Raw genomic sequence first — 16,771 nt, forward strand, 5'->3', positions numbered from 1 at the left:
TATGAGAAATTAATGGATTTTAAAGTACTTTTTTCACAGTTATCAGTTTTGTATGCAAAGCTTACGAAACAACAAAAAATGATTATAGCTGCTGCTATTGTTGGTATAGTCGCATTTTTGATTTTTTTGGTTGTTTATACTGCAAAGAAGAGTGCAGATGATAATTATAAAGTTTTATTTGATTCTTTAAGTTCAAAAGATGCTGCTAAAGTTATTGCACAACTTGAAAAAGATGGTATATCTTATAAGGTAGGAGATAATAATACTATAAAAGTACCTAAAAATGTTGTTTATAAAGAGAGAATAACAATTGCAGCACAAGGTATTCCAAAAGATAATGGTGTCGGTTTTGAACTTTTTAATAAACAAGAGTTTGGGGCAACGAGTTTTGATCAAAATATTAAAAAACTTCGTGCCTTAGAGGGTGAACTTGCTCGTACAATTACTGCACTTGCTCCAGTTGAACATGCAACGGTAAACTTGGCACTTCCAAAAGAGACACTTTTTGTTGAAAAACAAGCTGATCCTACTGCTTCAGTAATGGTTACTCTTGTTGAAGACAGAACATTGAGTAGAAAACAGATACGTGGTATTAAAAATCTTGTTGCTGCCTCGGTACCAAGACTTACAGTTTCAAATGTAATGTTAGTAAGTAGTGATGGTCTGACACTAGGTGATGATGATGAACTCTCTCAAATGGATGAACTCTCTGTTGTACAACAGCATTATAAACTCAAAGAAGAACGTAAAAAACAGCAAAAAATTATTGATGTTATCGCTCCATTTGTTGGTGGTAGAAAAAAAGTTGTTGCACAGGTAAGTATTGAGTTTGATTTTTCTGTTAAAAATTCTACTTCAGAGAGTTATGACCCTGAAAATGTTGTAAGAAGTGAACAGACAAGTGAGGTAAAGAGAGAAGGCTTTTCTCCAAAACAGGTTGGAGGAGTTCCTGGTACTGTAAGTAATATTGGTCCAGTACAAGGGCTAAATGCTAAAAAAAGTATCCAAAAGTACTCAAAAAGTACAGGCACTACAAACTATGAAGTGGGTAAAACAGTAAGCACAACGAAAAGCCAATTTGCACGTGTGAAAAGAATTACAGCAGCAGTGGTGGTAGATGGTAAATATAAAACAAAAATAGGTAAAGATGGTAAATCTACGGGTGAGTTAGAATATGTTCCTCTTGATAAAGCCGATATTGATGCCCTTACCGCACTTGCAAGTAGATCAATTGGTATAGATAAAGCCAGGGGCGATAAAATAACTGTTCAAAATTTACAGTTTGATAGAGGAAACAGTGTAAAACCAAATAGTGTAGATGAAGCGCTCACCTTTACACAAACTTATATTGCACCATTCTCTGAGCTATTTAAGTATATTTTTGTCTTGCTTTTACTCTTAATTCTTTATAAAAAAGTTATTGCTCCATTTGCAGATAAAATGCTTGAAGTCTCCAAAGAAGATGAAGAACTGCAAGCTCCATCATTAGATATTGAAGATGATGAGGAAGATGATTTGGTTGAAAAAGTGCAGGCTATGCGTAAAAAAGTTGAAGACCAGTTAGGTATGAACTCTAATTTTGATGAAGATAGTCTCAAACATGAGGTTATACTGGAAAAAGTTAAAAATATGGCAGAAGAAGCTCCTGAAGAGGTAGCATCACTTTTAGAAGCGCTTTTGAGCGAAGAAGCAGAGATTCCTACTTCAAATAGTAAGACGGAGAAAAAATAATGGCTACATTGACCCCACAACTGCAAGCTTCATTTGATGAAATGTCTATCGCAGAGAAGATTGCTATTCTTCTTTTACAGCTTGGTGAAGATGCGACTTCTGCTATTTTTTCAAATATGAGTGTTGATAGTATTACAGAAATATCAAAATATATTGCAACAAATACGACAATAGATAAAGCGATTGCTACTGCTGTTCTTGAAGAGTTTCATGCAATTTTTCAATCTGGGCAGTTTATTACTTCTGGTGGTATGGAGTATGCCAGAGAATTACTTTATAGAACACTTGGACAGGATGAGGCAAAAAAGATTTTGGACAAACTCTCAAAAAGTATGCAAAATACACAAAATTTTGCCTATCTTTCTAAGATTAAGCCACAACAACTTTCAGATTTTATTGTGAATGAACATCCTCAAACAATTGCGCTTATTCTAGCACATATGGATCCAACTGAAGCGGCTGATACTTTACAATATTTTCCAGATGAACTTAGAAGTGAAGTGGCTATGCGTATGGCAAAACTTGGAGATATATCTCCTTCAGTTATTAAGCGTGTTTCAGCAGTTCTTGAATCAAAACTTGAATCTCTTGCTTCATATAAAGTTGAAGTTGGTGGTACGAGAGCTGTTGCAGATATTTTCAATCGTCTTGGCGCGAAAAACTCTAAGGCGACACTTGCAAATATAGAGCAGGTAGATGAAGAGTTGGCGACGAAAATTAAAGAGATGATGTTTACATTTGAAGATATTGTTTCGCTTGACAAGACCGCAATTACAGAGACGCTTAAAGCTGTTGATAAAGCAGAACTGATGTTAGCACTCAAATCTTCTCCAGAAGAGTTGAAAGAGAAATTTTTCTCTGCTATGAGTGAGAGAGCACGTGAAGCATTCATTGAAGAGATGCAATTCCTTGGTGCTGTAAAAATGAAAGAGGTTGAAGCGGCACAAAGAAAAATTGTTGAAGTTGTGAATCAACTTGCAGAAGCAGGAACAATCCAAATGGGTTCAACCGAAGAGATGATAGAGTAGTAAAATGGCAACTATAATTACAGGCGACTCAATCGAAAAACACAATGTTGATAAGTATAATTTTAAGGTAATTGCACTCGGTGCAAATGATGAGGCTGAGCAGAGTCCACAATATACTTCAGAGAATCATCCAAAAGCAAGAGTGACAGATGTAGATTCTAGTGCACTTTCACAAAGTTCTAAAGATTCTCTTATTGAGTCATTAATGCAAAAGACTGATGATATGTCATCAAATTTTATTAAACTGCAAATGAAGCTTGAAGCAAAAGAAGAAGAGCATGTAAATGAGCTAAAAAAAGCAAAAGAAGAGGCCTTTGCTGAAGGTATGAAAGCTGGAGAAGCAAAGGCGATGGAAGATATTGATAAAAATCTCAATGTTAAATTGACTCTTTTAGAAGATTCCATTAAAAAATTAGATACAAGTGCCCAAGAGTTTGCGAGTGCCTTAGAGGGAATTAAAAATGAGTTGGTAGTTGCAGCACTTGATATTTCTAAAGAGGTTCTCAAGGTAGAATTGAGTGAAAATTCTGCAGAGGTGGCAAAGGTTCTCTCTGATGAACTTATTAAAGAACTGCAGTCAGCTTCAAAAATAGAATTAAAAATAAATCCAAAAGATTATGCATCAGTGTCAGAACATTTAGGATCACTACAAAATGTAAAAGTTCTCTCAGATAGTGCAGTAAGTGAGGGTGGTGTTATTGTGATGAGTGATGCTGGAAATATAGATGCACAAATATCAAAACGATTCCAAAGAGTAAAAAAGGCAGCTTTAGGTGAGTAAAAGAGTTGATGTAAAAACAAAATCACCAGCAGAGTTAGAAGAACTTTGTAGTGATATAAGAGATAAAATTTTAAAAGTTGTAAGTAAAAATGGTGGGCATTTAAGTTCTACTTTGGGCGCAACTGAGATAATAGTTGCCATGCACAAAGTTTTTGATTCCCAAAAAGATCCCTTTATCTTTGATGTTTCTCATCAGTCTTATGCGCATAAATTGCTTACAGGCAGATGGGATGAGTTTGAAACTCTTCGTCAATTTAATGGAATATGCGGCTACACAAAGCCAAGTGAAAGTAGTGATGATTATTTTGTAGCAGGGCATAGTTCTACTTCTATCTCTTTAGGTGTTGGTGCAGCAAAGGCGATAGCACTAAAAGGAGAAGAAGATTCTAGGATTCCTGTAGTACTTATTGGTGATGGTTCTATGACTGCGGGGATGGTTTATGAAGCTTTAAATGAGCTAGGTGATAGAAAATACCCTATGATTATCATTTTGAATGATAATGAGATGAGTATATCAAAACCAATAGGTGCTATGAGTAGAATCTTAAGTTCAGCAATGGCTTCGCCACTTTACCAGCGTTTTAAGAAAAATACTGAAAGTTTTGTAGATAATTTTGGTGAGAGTGCGCGTTATTTGGCAAAGCGTATGGAAGAGTCATTTAAGCTGATTACTCCTGGTGTCCTCTTTGAAGAGATGGGAATTGATTATATTGGTCCTGTGGATGGGCATAACCTTACACAACTGATTGATATTATGCAGACGGCAAAGAGCTTGAAAAAACCTGTACTCATTCATGCGCAAACACTCAAAGGTAAAGGTTATGAAATAGCAGAGGGACACGAAGAGAAGTGGCATGGTGTTGGTCCTTTTGATATAAAAGATGGACACTCTCTTAAAAAAGCTTCTCTCAAAAGTGCGACACAAATATATACAGAGTCTCTTTTGCATTTGTGTGAGCATAATGATAAAATCGTAGGTGTAACAGCGGCAATGCCAAGTGGTACAGGGCTTTCTCCTCTTATGGAAAAATATCCTAATAGATTTTGGGATGTAGCAATTGCAGAACAACATGCGGTAACATCTATGTCAGCATTAGCAAAAGAGGGATTTAAACCATTTTGTACGATTTACTCTACATTTTTACAGCGTGCTTATGATCAGGTTATTCATGATGCTTGTATAATGGATCTGCCAATTGTTTTTGCACTTGATCGTGCTGGAATTGTTGGAGAAGATGGTGAAACACATCAGGGTGTTTTTGATGTTAGTTTTTTACGAGCTATTCCAAATATGACACTCTTTGCTCCACGCGATGAAAAAAGTTTTCATCAGGCAATGGCGTTTGCTGCGACGTACGAGCATCCTTGTTCTTTGCGTTATCCAAGAGGTTCTTTTATAGAGAGTGTTTTGCCAGAATCTGCTGCGTTTGAGCTTGCAAAAGCACAACTGCTTGTAGAAAATGATAGCAATATTCTCTTTATAGGATATGGCAATGGAGTAGGGCGTGCATATGAAACTGCTAAAGAGTTGGATGAAAAAGTTGCTCTACTTGATTTACGTTTTGTAAAACCACTTGATGAGCAGATGCTGAAAACTCTTGCACAAAAACAGAAAAAATGGTTTGTTTTTAGTGACACGGCAAAAAGTGGCGGTGTTGGTTCTGCTATTTTAGAGTTCTTAGCAAAAGAGAAAATAATGGATGTTTCTGTGGAGAGTTTTGAGTATGATGATGCGTTTATTACGCATGGAAATACAAAAGTGATTGAAGAGTCTCTTGCTTTGCTCCCTATACAACTTGCACAGCGAGTAAAAGCTTCAATCCTTTAGAAAAATAATACCGCTAAACCTACCTGTCTCTTTTTCTGCTCGGTAGGAGTAGAAGTTTGTGGTGTTACAGGCAGTGCAAAGTGGTGCTGTTTCTATATTTTCTTTTTGTATGCCTGCGTTTAAAAGTTGCGTTTGGAGTATTTTTTGAATATTTAAAAAGTAGCTATTATCTCTTTTTTGGATGGCATATTCAAGATCTAATTTTTTTGTTTCATCAAATATCTCTTCTCCTACTTCATAACAACATTGATGAATATTTGGACCGATACTTACATAGATGTTTTCAGGTTTTGCGTGAAAATTATTTACAAATACATCTACAACATTTTGACTTATATTAGAAAATGCACCTGCACGACCTGCGTGGGCTACTCCAATAGTTTTTTTCTCTTTATCATAAAAAAGCAGGGGTGCGCAGTCTGCTACCATAACCATTAAAGGTATGTTCTTTTTATTTGTGACAAGGGCATCACAAGTAGGAGGCGTTTCAAAGCTGTCATTTTCATCGATGATTTTGACTGCGTTTGAGTGAATTTGCTTCATATGAACGACTGTTTTACAGTCATATTTTAGCTCTTGTGCTAAGTGTTGATGATTGGCAATGACTTCTTCTATTTTATCATTAACATGAAAGGCAAGGTTTTTACTATGCTTTGTTGTGTAACAGTGTCTGATGTCAGAGAATGCATTTAATAATTTACTTTGATAAAATTTCATATAATGATTATAACATAATGGATGGAGAGTATTTGTGAGCAGATTAAGTATGTATCCAATAACCTTGGATGGTGAGAGTGTAGAGAACAAAAGAGTAGAGATAAAAGAGTACTTTAATAACACTTTTGATTTGTTTGAAAAGGTTTTTGAACTCCTAAAAGATGAGAGCGTCTTTTATAAAAAGAGTGAACCATCGCGTCATCCTATGATATTTTATTTTGGACATACTGCGACTTTTTTTATAAATAAACTCATCAATATGAAGATAATTGAGAAGCGTATAAACCCCTCTTTTGAGTCAATATTTGCTGTTGGTGTTGATGAAATGAGCTGGGATGATTTGAATGAGACACATTATGAGTGGCCAAAAGTTTCAGAAGTTCGAGAGTATAGAAATAGCGTACGAACTCTTGTAAATGAGTTAATTATGAGACTCGATTTTACTCTGCCCATAGATGATAGTTCTGCGATGTGGATAATACTGATGAGTATAGAACATGAGCGAATACATATTGAAACATCTCTGGTTCTGCACCGTCAAATGCCTATAGAATTTGTAAAAGAGGTCGCTGCGTTTAACCTCTGTACTCACTCGGCAAGAAGTCCTAAAAATGAGATGATAGCCATTGCGGGTGAAGATGTGATACTTGGAAAAAAGAGATTGCACCACCTTTATGGTTGGGATAACGAATATGGTCGCCAAGAAGAGAATGTTCAAGAGTTTAAAGTCTCAAAATACCTTGTCAGTAATGGTGAATTTATGGAATTTGTTAAAGATGAAGGGTATGAAAAGCTTGAGTACTGGGATGAAGAAGGAGAGGAGTTCCTTAAACGCAGCGGTGCAAAATATCCTCATTTTTGGGTGAAAGAGGGCAATAAATTTCTCTACAGAGCACTAAGTAATGTTATTGAGATGCCTGAAGATTGGCCAGTAGATGTGAATGCACTTGAGGCAGAAGCTTTTTGTAGATATAAGAGTCAAAAAGAGGGCTTAGAGTATAGATTGCCGAGTGAGGGAGAGTATGGAGTAATTTATAATTATTCAAATATTAAAGATGTGCCTCAGTTGCATGAGAGTCGGGCAAATCTTAATTTTTATCATTATGCGTCATCTTGTCCTGTTAATGAGTTTAGTTTTAATGGCATATATGATGTTATCGGTAATGTTTGGCAGTGGAGTCGCACACCGATAAGAGGCTTTAAAGGCTTTGAAGTTCATGAGGCTTATGATGATTTTTCAACTCCTACTTTTGATGATAAACACTCCTTGATTTTGGGTTCTTCGTGGGCTAGTAGTGGAAATTTAATTATGAAACATTCTCGCTATGCTTTTCGTAAACACTTTTTTCAAAATGCAGGCTTTCGTTATGTAATTTCTGCAAATGAGAGTAAGAGTGAAGATATTTATGAGAGTGATGCACTTATATCGCAGTATTGTGAATTTCAGTATGGAGATACACATTTTGGTGTGAAAAACTTTTCCCTCTCTTGTGCTGAACTTGCTGCTCGTTATGCAATCAACACAAAAAAAGCACTAGATTTAGGCTGTGCAACGGGTAGGGCTACTTATGAACTTGCAAAAACTTTTGACATGGTGGAGGGAGTAGATTTTTCTGTGCGTTTTGTTCAGGTCGGCTCAAAACTTAAAGATGAAGGATATGTAGCCTTTGTTGATAGAGTTGAGGGTGACATTACACAAAATAAAAAGATAAGCATAAAAGAACTTGGTTATGAAAATTTGCGCAAGAGAGTCTCTTTTTGGCAAGGAGATGCTTGTAATCTCAAGGCAAATTTTAATTCGTATGATTTAATAATGGCGACAAATCTTATTGACAGGCTTTATAATCCTAAATTCTTTTTAGAGAGTGTAGTTGAAAGGCTTAATAAAGATGGGATTTTGATACTGACATCCCCATATACTTGGCAGGAGAGTTCTACGAAAAAAGAGTTCTGGCTTGGTGGATATAAGGATGAACATGGTAATGAAGTGCGAACACTTGATACTCTAAAAGGAATTTTAGAGAATAACTTTGAACTCCTTGGCGTAGAAGATCTGGAGTTTGTCATTAAAGAGACAGCACGAAAATACCAGCATACTATTTCACAAGTTACTATTTGGAAAAAGCGATGAAGTATGACTTTATCACAGCTGCCAATCGTGAAGATACAAATGCTGAAAAGTATACCCTAAGAGAGGAGCTTTTTGGTACACAAGATGTGCTTCCTGCATGGGTTGCAGATATGGATATAAACACACCAGATTTTGTACTAAACGCAGTTAAAAAGCGCTTAGATCATCCCATTGTCGGCTATGAAGAGATGCCCGATTCTGCTTTTGATGCACAGATAAAATGGATGCAACAAGAGCACGGCACTGCGTTTAAGAGAGAAGATATGTTCTATTCTCACTCTGTTGTTGCCTCCATGGGGAGTGCTATTGCTGCGTTTACAGATGAGGGTGACGGTGTAATAGTGCAAACTCCTGTCTATCCACCTTTTTTTCATAGTGTAACGCAGTTAAATCGAAAAGTAGTCAAAAATCCTTTGCGTCGATGTGAAGATGGCAGCTACACTTTTGATATAGAAGATTTACGAGCAAAAATTAATAAAAGGACAAAATTACTGCTGTTATGTTCACCGCATAATCCCGTAGGAAGAGTTTGGAAAAGGGAAGAACTTGAAGCAATTTTAGCGCTCTGCTTGGAGCATAAGATTGTTGTCTTTTCTGATGAAATACACTCTGATTTAGTCTATTTACCAAACAAACATATCTCTTTTTCTACGCTAAACGCAGCGGCTAAAACACTCACACTTACTGCCATAGGTGTTGGAAAAACATTTAATATGGCAGGCTTTGCTATCAGTAGTGTAGCTATAGAAGATGAAAACTTGCGAAAACGCTTTAAAAAAGCTTATGAAAGTGTGCATTATGCACAAGGAAGTGTACTTTCTCATGTTGCGTTTGAAGCGGCTTATACAGAAGGTAAGGAGTGGTTGAGTGAGTTGAAAATTCATCTCTACAATAACTATATGCTTTTAAAAAATTTGAGTGATAAATATGCTACATTTATTAAAATAACACCTATTGAAGCGACCTATTTGGCATGGATAGATTGTCGAGGGATGGGAATGCGTGACAAAGAGCTTCGAGAGTTTTTTATAAAAGATGCAAAACTAGGGCTCAATGCTGGGCTTGCTTTTGGTAGAGAGGGAAGTGCTTATATGCGTTTGAATTTTGCAGTAAGCTCTACTACAATGCTGCAAATCATAAATAGATTGGAAACTTCATTATTAAGGCTTAGTAATGGGTAATGATTTAGAAAAAATCACTGCGTTTATAGAACAGCATCATGTTTTAAGTTTAGCAACATCACTCGATAATTTGCCGAGTGTCTGTTCTGCTTTTTATATTTATGATGCTCAAAGTCACTCGTTTGTTATTGCTAGTAGTGAAGAGACTTTACATATAAAACAGGTAAAGGTAAATAAAAATGTAGCAGGAAATATTTTACTTGAGACCAAAGAGATTGGGAAAATTCAAGGTTTACAGTTTTTTGCTAAGATGCAAGCTTTAGAAGATGAAAGGCTGAAAAAATCTTACTTTAAAAGATTTCCTTATGCTTTAGCACTTCTTCCAAAATTATGGCAAATAGAGGTAAGCCGATTTAAATTGACAGATAACAGACTTGGATTTGGCAAAAAGATTATTTATGAGTACACCTCTCTTTAAATAGTGAGCATTCACTCCCACTACTTCTCAATACAACCATAGATGGAATTTGTGCTGATTTAAAGCCATAGGCCCTGCATCCATGAGGCTGTTTCGGCTCCCAAGTGACAAAATAGTATTCACATTTTCTACAATTAATTCTTTTCATGATTTATTTTAACATTATTAGGTAAAATTAGTAAAAATAATTTTTACAGGATAAAAATAGATGAATAATAAAATATTAATGATGATTGAGCTACAAAATGGACTCAATGATGCGACAAATGGTAAAGAGTGGACAAAAGGTATAACAAAAAATGGCAAGAAAATTGATTGGCGTCGTTGTATTTATATGGAGTGTGCAGAGATGGTAGACAGCTTTCCTTGGAAGCACTGGAAGGCAATTACGGCAGAGCCAGATTGGGAAAATCATCAAATAGAAGTTGTTGATGTTTGGCACTTTATTATTAGTTTGGCGATTGAAGAGTATACACAAAATAATAGAGGTTCACTAGAAGATATTGCCGTGCAAATCTCTAACTCTAATACTCTTAATAAAATTGAAACTACAGAAGAGTCATTTGCTCCAATTGATGCTGTTTTAGAAAAGGTAGAGAATCTCATACGCGTAGCTATTTCTAAAGAAGCTGTTGATTTAGATACTCTTTTTGGTGAATTTTTTGATTTAGTGGCTATGAGTGGATTAAATCTTGATTCACTCTATAGACTCTATGTAGGAAAAAATATTTTAAACCAATTCCGTCAGGATAATGGCTATAAAGAGGGAACATATATTAAAGTATGGAATGACAAAGAGGATAATGTTGTAATGAAATCAATTTGGGAAACAAATAGTGATGTTACTCCTGAGTTTTTATATGAAGAATTATCGAAAGTTTATGTAACTCTTGTTTAGAGATTTGATTTGCAAGATACTTTAAAAATAGAGAATCTCTCTTTTGGTTACTCAAAAGAGAAGTTACTTTTTGAAAATTTTTCTCTGCGTTTAAAAAAAGGAGAGCTAAAAGCAATAGTAGGGGAGAGTGGTGCTGGTAAAAGTACCCTCTTTGAAGTGATTTTAGGAAACTTAAAACCATTTAGTGGCACTGTTAGCTGTAGTTCTATTTCTCAAATTTTTCAAGACCCATACAGCTCTTTTCATCCCAGCTATACACTTTTAAATCAAATATCTGATGTAGCATCATTAGATAGGCTTGATGTCTGTCTAAAAGAGATTAAGTTAGAAAAAGAACTTTTACATAAACTTCCTCATGAACTTTCAGGAGGGCAACTCCAGCGTGCTTCCATTTTACGAGCAATGCTGATGGAGAGTGAACTTCTACTGCTTGATGAACCAACATCAGCACTTGACAATGTTATTCAACTAGAGGTAATGCAGATGTTGATAAAGAGACTTGACTCCACGGCAATGTTACTTATAACACATGATATGGAGTTAGCCTCTTGGTGTGCAGATGAGGTTATAACGATTTAAGAATATAATCTTTTAAATAATATAACAGCAAGAAGTGTAGCTGTGATACTTAGCGTTACATTTAAAAATATATTGATTCCAAAACTAGTAAATTCACCATCTTGAAGCATATTTACATTTTCTAAGGAGAATGTTGAAAATGTTGTGAGTGCTCCTAAAAATCCTGTAACTACAAAGGCTTTATACTCTGGTTGCACATTTTGTGCAAAGAACATTGCAGCTAATCCAATTATGAAACTTCCAAGAACATTGACACTAAGTGTTCCTAAAGGAAAGAGTGAACCTGAAATTTTTTGTACACCAGTAGCAATTAAAAATCTTGATATTGCACCAAAAAAACCACCTGCGCCAACGAAAAGTATAAGTGTTAAATTCATTGTTCTTCTTGTTTATTAAAATTTTTATGTTTATAGTTTATAACTTCTGTATCTGTTAATGTCATTAATCCATTATCCATCATATGATCAATATGCTCTATAAAATTATCTATTTTTTCTTTATCGTCTATAATTTCAATCACAAGGGGAAGCTCTTGTGCTAAAGCCCATACTTTAAAACTATGTACTTCTGAAAAAGCACCAATACCCGCAACCGCTTTAAAAACAGTTGCTCCTGCTAATCCTTCTTTTTTTACCTCTTTTAAAATCTCTTCAAAAAGAGGTTCACCATTGTATTTATCTAAAGTATCTATGTAGATACGAAGAATTTTCTTTTGTCCTAAATATCGTTTCATTATTTCTCTCTTTTAATTTCATTGTCGTATGCTTGTTGCATTTTTGACCGTAAATTTTCTAGCCAGTTTTGGTCACTCTTATCTGCAATAAATGAGTCTAAAAATATGACTTTTATATTTTTTGGCATATAGTAAAACTCTTTTATATTGTAACATTTTGATGTTTCCATTAAGACAATAGGTTGTACTTTTAACTGATATTTATCAGCTATAAATTTTGCTCCAGATTTAAAGGGAAGCATTTTACCTGTTCTAGAGCGTGTTCCCTCTGGAAACATTGTAAGTACTCTTTTCTTCTTAAGTCTGTCTTTTGCTGCGTGTAAAAGTTTTATAAGAGAGATTTTACTTTCACGCTCTACTTCAATATCTTCAGGAAGACTCATAGCAAGACCAAAAAATGGTACATCAAAAAGAGCTTTTTTTGCGACCCAAGTGATGTCTTTTGATGTAATAGTTTCAATTACTCCAATATCTAAATCGCTTTGATGATTTACTAAAAACATTTGTGCCTCTGGATCTTCTTGTCCTATCTTAGTTACAGAAAAGAAAGTTGCAATACGTACAAACCATGCAGCAATTTTTCGGGCATAAGGACGAGGCAATATTGGGTACATAATGATGGAAAAAGTTAAAGCTATAAATATAATTGTAGTAGCTATAAACCAGTTAATATGAGCAAGTATCTTCATTCTTTACCCAACCTATTTTATTGTTATTTAGTTTTACTTTAATGTAATGATCTGTTTGACCCTCTTTTGGAAGGCTATATTGTGTTTGTGTTGTTTCAAAAATTGTTCCATTATCTACAGGTAGAAGATGTATCTGTGCTCCCTTTTTAATGCAAATATCTTTTTGAGGCATAGAAAGATAAAGAATATAGCCTAGTGGTAAAAAGATTAAAATCAAATAGACGATTCTTCTTTTTAATAGAATAAGAATAAATCCCAGAATTGCAATTGCTGCGGCTACATACATCTTTTGCATATCATGAGATTGGTCCCTTGGTCTTAAATCACTTTGTGTTGTAACGCTGTCATCATCTACAATAACTGGTATGTCTATAAGTTCAAAACTGTTTTTTAGTAGATTAAAATAGGTAAAAGAAAAGTGTTCAGCTCTTTTATCTATAACCACGAAGTAGGTGATTTTTGATGTTAAATAGGAGTTCGTTGAAGATTCTTTACCTTGTTTATATACATTTTTAAAATGCATTGCGTCAATATTGGTGTTTTCAGCAGAGACTACAAAAACTATAATATTATGCTTATTATCGTAGCTTGTTGTTTTATAATCATTTAGTTCTAGATTGTTGGCTATGATATTTGAAAAGTTATTCTTTGGATTAAGTTGAATAACATTAAGTTTTTTACCTTGAATAAAAGTAGAATTATACTCTTGAGATGCAATAAGTGTGGCATTGACATCAGGAAGTTTTACTACATTTGAAGTTGCCAGAAGATGAAAGGTATCATATAAAAATTTTCCTTTTTTTTCTCGTATAGGAATATCATCTAAAATCTTTACCCCTCTTGAGTTAGAAAATTCATATGAAATATCATCATATTTTTTAACTGTTGAGAGCGCTTTTAGAGTAACCGTGAAAATTTCACCTTGAATTATTCGTGTTGGTATTTCATCATAGCTAAGGTATATAACTTTATTTGCATATAAAGATGAAATAAACAATAAGACAAGTAGAAAAGCTTTTATCACGACTCAAAGAAACCTTTTAACATATTTACTCCATCATCACTTCCAAGCACTACTTCCATAGCACGTTCAGGATGTGGCATAAGACCAAATACATTTTTATTTTTATTACAAACACCTGCAATACTAGCGACACTGCCGTTAGGATTTTGTACACCACCGCTTGCATCTGTATATTTTAGAAGAATTTGTTCATTCTCTTCAAGCTCTTGTAAACCTGCATCATCAATATAGTAGTTACCATCATGATGTGCAATAGGAATATTTACAATATCTCCATCACTCAACTCTTTTAAGAAGATGTTATCACTATTTTGTACTTTAAGATGGTGGTGTTTAGAGATAAAATGTAGGCCCTCGTTGCGTTTAAGCGCACCAGGGAGCAGACCTGCTTCTGTGAGAACTTGAAAACCATTACAAATTCCTAAAACTTTACCGCCATTGTTTGCATAGGTAGTAACTGCTTTCATAACAGGAGAAAATTTTGCAATAGCACCACTTCTAAGGTAGTCTCCATAAGAGAATCCCCCTGCTACCACAAGCAGGTCAGTATTGTCTGGAATTGTTTCTGATTTGTGCCAGATTATCTCTGTATCTGCACCAAGTTTTTTAAAGGCATACTCTGTGTCATATTCACAGTTTGTACCCGGAAATTGAAGAATTGATACTTTCATTATACTAGCTCTATATTGTAGTCTTCAATTACAGTATTTGCTAAAAGTTCTTCACACATTTTGGTTACATCACTCATTGCTTTTTCTCTATCTGTCTCATCAAGTTGTAAAACAATTTGCTTTCCAATACGAACATCTTCTACCAAGTTAAATCCTAGAGAGTCAAGTGCATGGTGTACTGCCTTTCCTTGAGAATCTAAAACTCCTGTCTTTAAGTATACATTTACTATTGCTTTTATCATAATTATTTTCCTAAAATTCTATCTAATACTTGCTCGTAGGCAACTGTTAATCCACCAAGACCTTGACGAAATCTGTCTTTATCCATCTTCTCACCACTCTGTATGTCCCAAAAACGGCAGTTGTCAGGTGAAATCTCATCTACTAAGATGATGTTTCCATCTTTGTCTTTTCCAAATTCAAGTTTAAAGTCAACAAGATTAAGACCTTTGTCTGCAAAATAAGGTTTTAAAATGTCATTGACTTGTCTTGCCATGCGACGGAGCTTGTCAAGTTCATCTTGATAATCTACAAGTCCTAAAATAAGCGCGTGTTGGTCGTTGAGTTTTGGATCACCTAGTGCATCATTTTTGTAGTCAAATTCCACTAATGTGAATGGTAAAACTGTTCCATCTTCTATGCCAAGGTTACGAGTTAGTGAACCAGTAGCGATGTTGCGTACGATAACTTCAATCATAATTACATCAACTTTTTTATGGAGCATATGGTTGTCATCCAACATTTTTACAAAGTGAGTTGGAATACCTTTGGCTTCAAGCACTTTAAAAAGCTCTGTTGAAATTTTATTGTTAAGCGCACCTTTACCTGCTTCGCTTGATTTTTTTTCACCGTTAAACGCAGTTAAATCATCTTTAAATTCTGAGATAACTAAGTTTTCATCATCTGTAAGATATAATCTTTTTGCTTTACCTTCGTAGAGTAACTCTCTTTTTTGCACCTTTTCTATCCTTTTACTATAATTAATGATTTGACAATATCAACAGCTTCTTTAAGTTGAATATCTTTTTGAAGCATTTCTGGCGTTATTATATCTTTTTTATCTTTTTTATCTTCTTTAGTTTTTTCTTTTTTGCCATCAATTTTTTGAAGTTCTTTCTTAAGGTGTTCTTTTAGGTCTGCTTCTTTAATCATAAACTCATTTTTATGTGTTTTTACTTCGCCTGGAGCGACTACAACATCTGGTTTTACACCAACGGCTTGAATAGTTCTTCCACTTGGTAGATAGTATCTTGCAATAGTGAGTTTAATTGCTTCTGTCTTTGAGATAGGTAAAACAACTTGCACACTTCCTTTTCCAAAAGTATTTTCTCCAACTAAAACAGCACGCTTATGGTCTTGTAATGAACCACTTACGATTTCACTTGCACTTGCACTTCCTCCATTGACTAGAACAACAAGAGGTACCTTTGTAAGCGTATTGCTCTCATGTGCTGAATAGACCTGATTTTCATCTTTTCTTCTTCCCTTTTGAGAGACAATAACACCATTGTCAACAAACGTGTCTACCAAGCCAACTGCCTGATCGAGGAGTCCTCCTGGATTATTTCTTAAGTCAAGAATAATTCCTTTTGTTGTTCCTTTTCTTTTATTAATCTCTTTTCTCACATCTTTAACAACTTTTTTATCAAAACTTGTAACTCGTAGGTAAAGAATGTCATTATTAATTACTTTTGCGTAAACTGATTGGATTTTAATAATGCCGCGTACTATATGGATGGAGAGTGGTTTACTTGCTCCTTTACGGACAATCATTAAGTCTATTGGTGTTCCAACTTTACCACGCATAATGGAGACAGCTTCATCAATGCCCATTCCAATAGTTGATTTCTTATTGATTTTTAAAATAATATCACCAGCTTTTAATCCAGCTTTATCAGCAGGTGTTCCTTCTATTGGAGAGATAACAGTAAGTGCTCCCTCTTTCATACCCACCGTAATACCTAATCCACCAAACTCACCATCAGTTTGTACTTTTAGGCGTTTAAAATCTTTTTGTGTAAGAAAATCTGAATGGGCATCAAGATTTCTCATCATTCCATCTAATGCTTTATCTATTAGCTGGTTGATAGTAATTTTATCAACATCATACTTTTGTACAATATTTAATACATTTGCAAACTTACTTAATGCTTGAAGACGAGAAGTTTCATCTTGTTGCGCAGCTTTTTTTGCAGTAAGTTCTGAAGAAAAAAGCAGGGTTGAGCAGAGTGCAACAGAAAGAAATCCAAGTGAAATAATTTTTGTGTGTTTCATAATATACCTATATATAGTTTTTAAAAAAGATATTATATCAACTCTTAATAAATGGCTGTTTAAATAGCAGATAATTTTATTTTTATAT

18 protein-coding genes are annotated in these 16,771 nt (G+C 34.7%); 9 read left to right on the forward strand and 9 right to left on the reverse strand.

Translation table 11 applies throughout. The features are described 5' to 3' along the window. The first annotated feature begins 12 nt into the window (after window positions 1–12). The 4 genes from fliF to dxs are packed head-to-tail and all read left to right on the forward strand — an operon-like array spanning window position 13 to window position 5,368. Complete coding sequence (fliF, locus tag MV589_RS09360) at window positions 13–1,731, forward strand: flagellar basal-body MS-ring/collar protein FliF (protein WP_297434210.1); 1,719 nt, start codon at window positions 13–15, stop codon at window positions 1,729–1,731. Beyond that, window positions 1,731–2,759: a flagellar motor switch protein FliG gene (gene fliG / locus MV589_RS09365; protein ID WP_297434212.1), complete on the forward strand. Its 1,029-nt coding sequence runs from the start codon at window positions 1,731–1,733 to the stop codon at window positions 2,757–2,759. Before fliF ends, fliG begins: the two co-directional genes overlap by 1 nt. Window positions 2,760–2,763: 4 nt before the next feature. Beyond that, entirely contained in the window at window positions 2,764–3,540 is a 777-nt protein-coding gene (fliH, locus tag MV589_RS09370; protein WP_297434214.1) for a flagellar assembly protein FliH, read from the forward strand. Then, a complete protein-coding gene (dxs, locus tag MV589_RS09375) occupies window positions 3,533–5,368 on the forward strand; it encodes a 1-deoxy-D-xylulose-5-phosphate synthase (RefSeq protein WP_297434217.1) in 1,836 nt (611 codons plus the stop codon). Before fliH ends, dxs begins: the two co-directional genes overlap by 8 nt. Here the strand turns inward: dxs and pgeF are convergent. Next, a complete protein-coding gene (pgeF, locus tag MV589_RS09380) occupies window positions 5,357–6,085 on the reverse strand; it encodes a peptidoglycan editing factor PgeF (RefSeq protein WP_297434219.1) in 729 nt (242 codons plus the stop codon). The two genes, dxs and pgeF, sit on opposite strands and share 12 nt — an antisense overlap. Window positions 6,086–6,119: 34 nt before the next feature. On the opposite strand from pgeF, the gene ovoA reads away from it, so the two are divergent. The 5 genes from ovoA to MV589_RS09405 all read left to right on the forward strand — a co-directional run bounded on the left by ovoA (window position 6,120) and on the right by MV589_RS09405 (window position 11,292). Continuing rightward, window positions 6,120–8,216, forward strand: coding sequence for a 5-histidylcysteine sulfoxide synthase (gene ovoA, locus MV589_RS09385; protein WP_297434220.1), 2,097 nt, complete (start codon window positions 6,120–6,122; stop codon window positions 8,214–8,216). After that, window positions 8,213–9,397, forward strand: coding sequence for a PatB family C-S lyase (locus tag MV589_RS09390; RefSeq protein ID WP_297434223.1), 1,185 nt, complete (start codon window positions 8,213–8,215; stop codon window positions 9,395–9,397). Before ovoA ends, MV589_RS09390 begins: the two co-directional genes overlap by 4 nt. Further along, on the forward strand, window positions 9,390–9,815 hold the full coding sequence (locus tag MV589_RS09395; protein WP_297434225.1) for a pyridoxamine 5'-phosphate oxidase family protein: 426 nt from the start codon (window positions 9,390–9,392) through the stop codon (window positions 9,813–9,815). Before MV589_RS09390 ends, MV589_RS09395 begins: the two co-directional genes overlap by 8 nt. A 208-nt stretch (window positions 9,816–10,023) precedes the next feature. Further along, window positions 10,024–10,713, forward strand: a complete 690-nt coding sequence (locus MV589_RS09400) for a dUTP diphosphatase (RefSeq protein WP_297434227.1) — start codon at window positions 10,024–10,026, stop codon at window positions 10,711–10,713. A 9-nt stretch (window positions 10,714–10,722) separates the two neighbouring features. Beyond that, window positions 10,723–11,292, forward strand: a complete 570-nt coding sequence (locus MV589_RS09405; protein WP_297434229.1) for an ATP-binding cassette domain-containing protein — start codon at window positions 10,723–10,725, stop codon at window positions 11,290–11,292. On the opposite strand, the gene crcB is transcribed toward MV589_RS09405, so the two are convergent. Genes crcB through MV589_RS09445 form a run of 8 tightly spaced genes read right to left on the reverse strand, consistent with a single transcriptional unit; the run spans window position 11,289 to window position 16,698 of the window. After that, complete coding sequence (gene crcB / locus MV589_RS09410; protein ID WP_297434231.1) at window positions 11,289–11,669, reverse strand: fluoride efflux transporter CrcB; 381 nt, start codon at window positions 11,667–11,669, stop codon at window positions 11,289–11,291. The two genes, MV589_RS09405 and crcB, sit on opposite strands and share 4 nt — an antisense overlap. Continuing rightward, window positions 11,666–12,025 carry a putative PII-like signaling protein gene (locus tag MV589_RS09415; protein ID WP_297434233.1) on the reverse strand — a complete coding sequence of 120 codons (360 nt, stop codon included), beginning with the start codon at window positions 12,023–12,025 and terminating at the stop codon, window positions 11,666–11,668. Before MV589_RS09415 ends, crcB begins: the two co-directional genes overlap by 4 nt. Further along, window positions 12,025–12,714 (reverse strand): lysophospholipid acyltransferase family protein, encoded by a 690-nt coding sequence (locus MV589_RS09420; protein ID WP_297434235.1) that lies wholly within the window; start codon window positions 12,712–12,714, stop codon window positions 12,025–12,027. The genes MV589_RS09415 and MV589_RS09420 overlap by 1 nt, the downstream gene beginning before the upstream one ends. After that, window positions 12,692–13,738, reverse strand: coding sequence for a hypothetical protein (locus tag MV589_RS09425; protein WP_297434237.1), 1,047 nt, complete (start codon window positions 13,736–13,738; stop codon window positions 12,692–12,694). Before MV589_RS09425 ends, MV589_RS09420 begins: the two co-directional genes overlap by 23 nt. After that, the gene (gene purQ, locus MV589_RS09430) at window positions 13,735–14,409 is read right to left on the reverse strand and encodes a phosphoribosylformylglycinamidine synthase subunit PurQ (protein WP_297434240.1); all 675 of its coding nucleotides are present in this window, start codon (window positions 14,407–14,409) and stop codon (window positions 13,735–13,737) included. The genes MV589_RS09425 and purQ overlap by 4 nt, the downstream gene beginning before the upstream one ends. Then, window positions 14,409–14,648 (reverse strand): phosphoribosylformylglycinamidine synthase subunit PurS, encoded by a 240-nt coding sequence (gene purS / locus MV589_RS09435; protein WP_297434337.1) that lies wholly within the window; start codon window positions 14,646–14,648, stop codon window positions 14,409–14,411. The genes purQ and purS overlap by 1 nt, the downstream gene beginning before the upstream one ends. A 5-nt stretch (window positions 14,649–14,653) precedes the next feature. Then, window positions 14,654–15,367: a phosphoribosylaminoimidazolesuccinocarboxamide synthase gene (gene purC / locus MV589_RS09440; protein ID WP_297434242.1), complete on the reverse strand. Its 714-nt coding sequence runs from the start codon at window positions 15,365–15,367 to the stop codon at window positions 14,654–14,656. A 5-nt stretch (window positions 15,368–15,372) separates the two neighbouring features. Beyond that, window positions 15,373–16,698: a S41 family peptidase gene (locus tag MV589_RS09445; protein WP_521966176.1), complete on the reverse strand. Its 1,326-nt coding sequence runs from the start codon at window positions 16,696–16,698 to the stop codon at window positions 15,373–15,375. Window positions 16,699–16,771: the final 73 nt, after the last annotated feature.

This window comes from Sulfurimonas sp. (assembly GCF_026991475.1).
Lineage (GTDB): Bacteria > Campylobacterota > Campylobacteria > Campylobacterales > Sulfurimonadaceae > Sulfurimonas.

Excerpts from the sequence above, each read along its gene's own strand:
- fliF (WP_297434210.1), top strand. The coding sequence starts at position 13 with ATGGATTTTAAAGTACTTTTTTCACAGTTATCAGTTTTGTATGCAAAG.
- fliG (WP_297434212.1), top strand. The coding sequence starts at position 1,731 with ATGGCTACATTGACCCCACAACTGCAAGCTTCATTTGATGAAATGTCT.
- fliH (WP_297434214.1), top strand. The coding sequence starts at position 2,764 with ATGGCAACTATAATTACAGGCGACTCAATCGAAAAACACAATGTTGAT.
- pgeF (WP_297434219.1), bottom strand. The coding sequence starts at position 6,085 with ATGAAATTTTATCAAAGTAAATTATTAAATGCATTCTCTGACATCAGA.
- MV589_RS09390 (WP_297434223.1), top strand. The coding sequence starts at position 8,213 with ATGAAGTATGACTTTATCACAGCTGCCAATCGTGAAGATACAAATGCT.
- MV589_RS09395 (WP_297434225.1), top strand. The coding sequence starts at position 9,390 with ATGGGTAATGATTTAGAAAAAATCACTGCGTTTATAGAACAGCATCAT.
- MV589_RS09400 (WP_297434227.1), top strand. The coding sequence starts at position 10,024 with ATGAATAATAAAATATTAATGATGATTGAGCTACAAAATGGACTCAAT.
- crcB (WP_297434231.1), bottom strand. The coding sequence starts at position 11,669 with ATGAATTTAACACTTATACTTTTCGTTGGCGCAGGTGGTTTTTTTGGT.
- MV589_RS09415 (WP_297434233.1), bottom strand. The coding sequence starts at position 12,025 with ATGAAACGATATTTAGGACAAAAGAAAATTCTTCGTATCTACATAGAT.
- MV589_RS09420 (WP_297434235.1), bottom strand. The coding sequence starts at position 12,714 with ATGAAGATACTTGCTCATATTAACTGGTTTATAGCTACTACAATTATA.
- purQ (WP_297434240.1), bottom strand. The coding sequence starts at position 14,409 with ATGAAAGTATCAATTCTTCAATTTCCGGGTACAAACTGTGAATATGAC.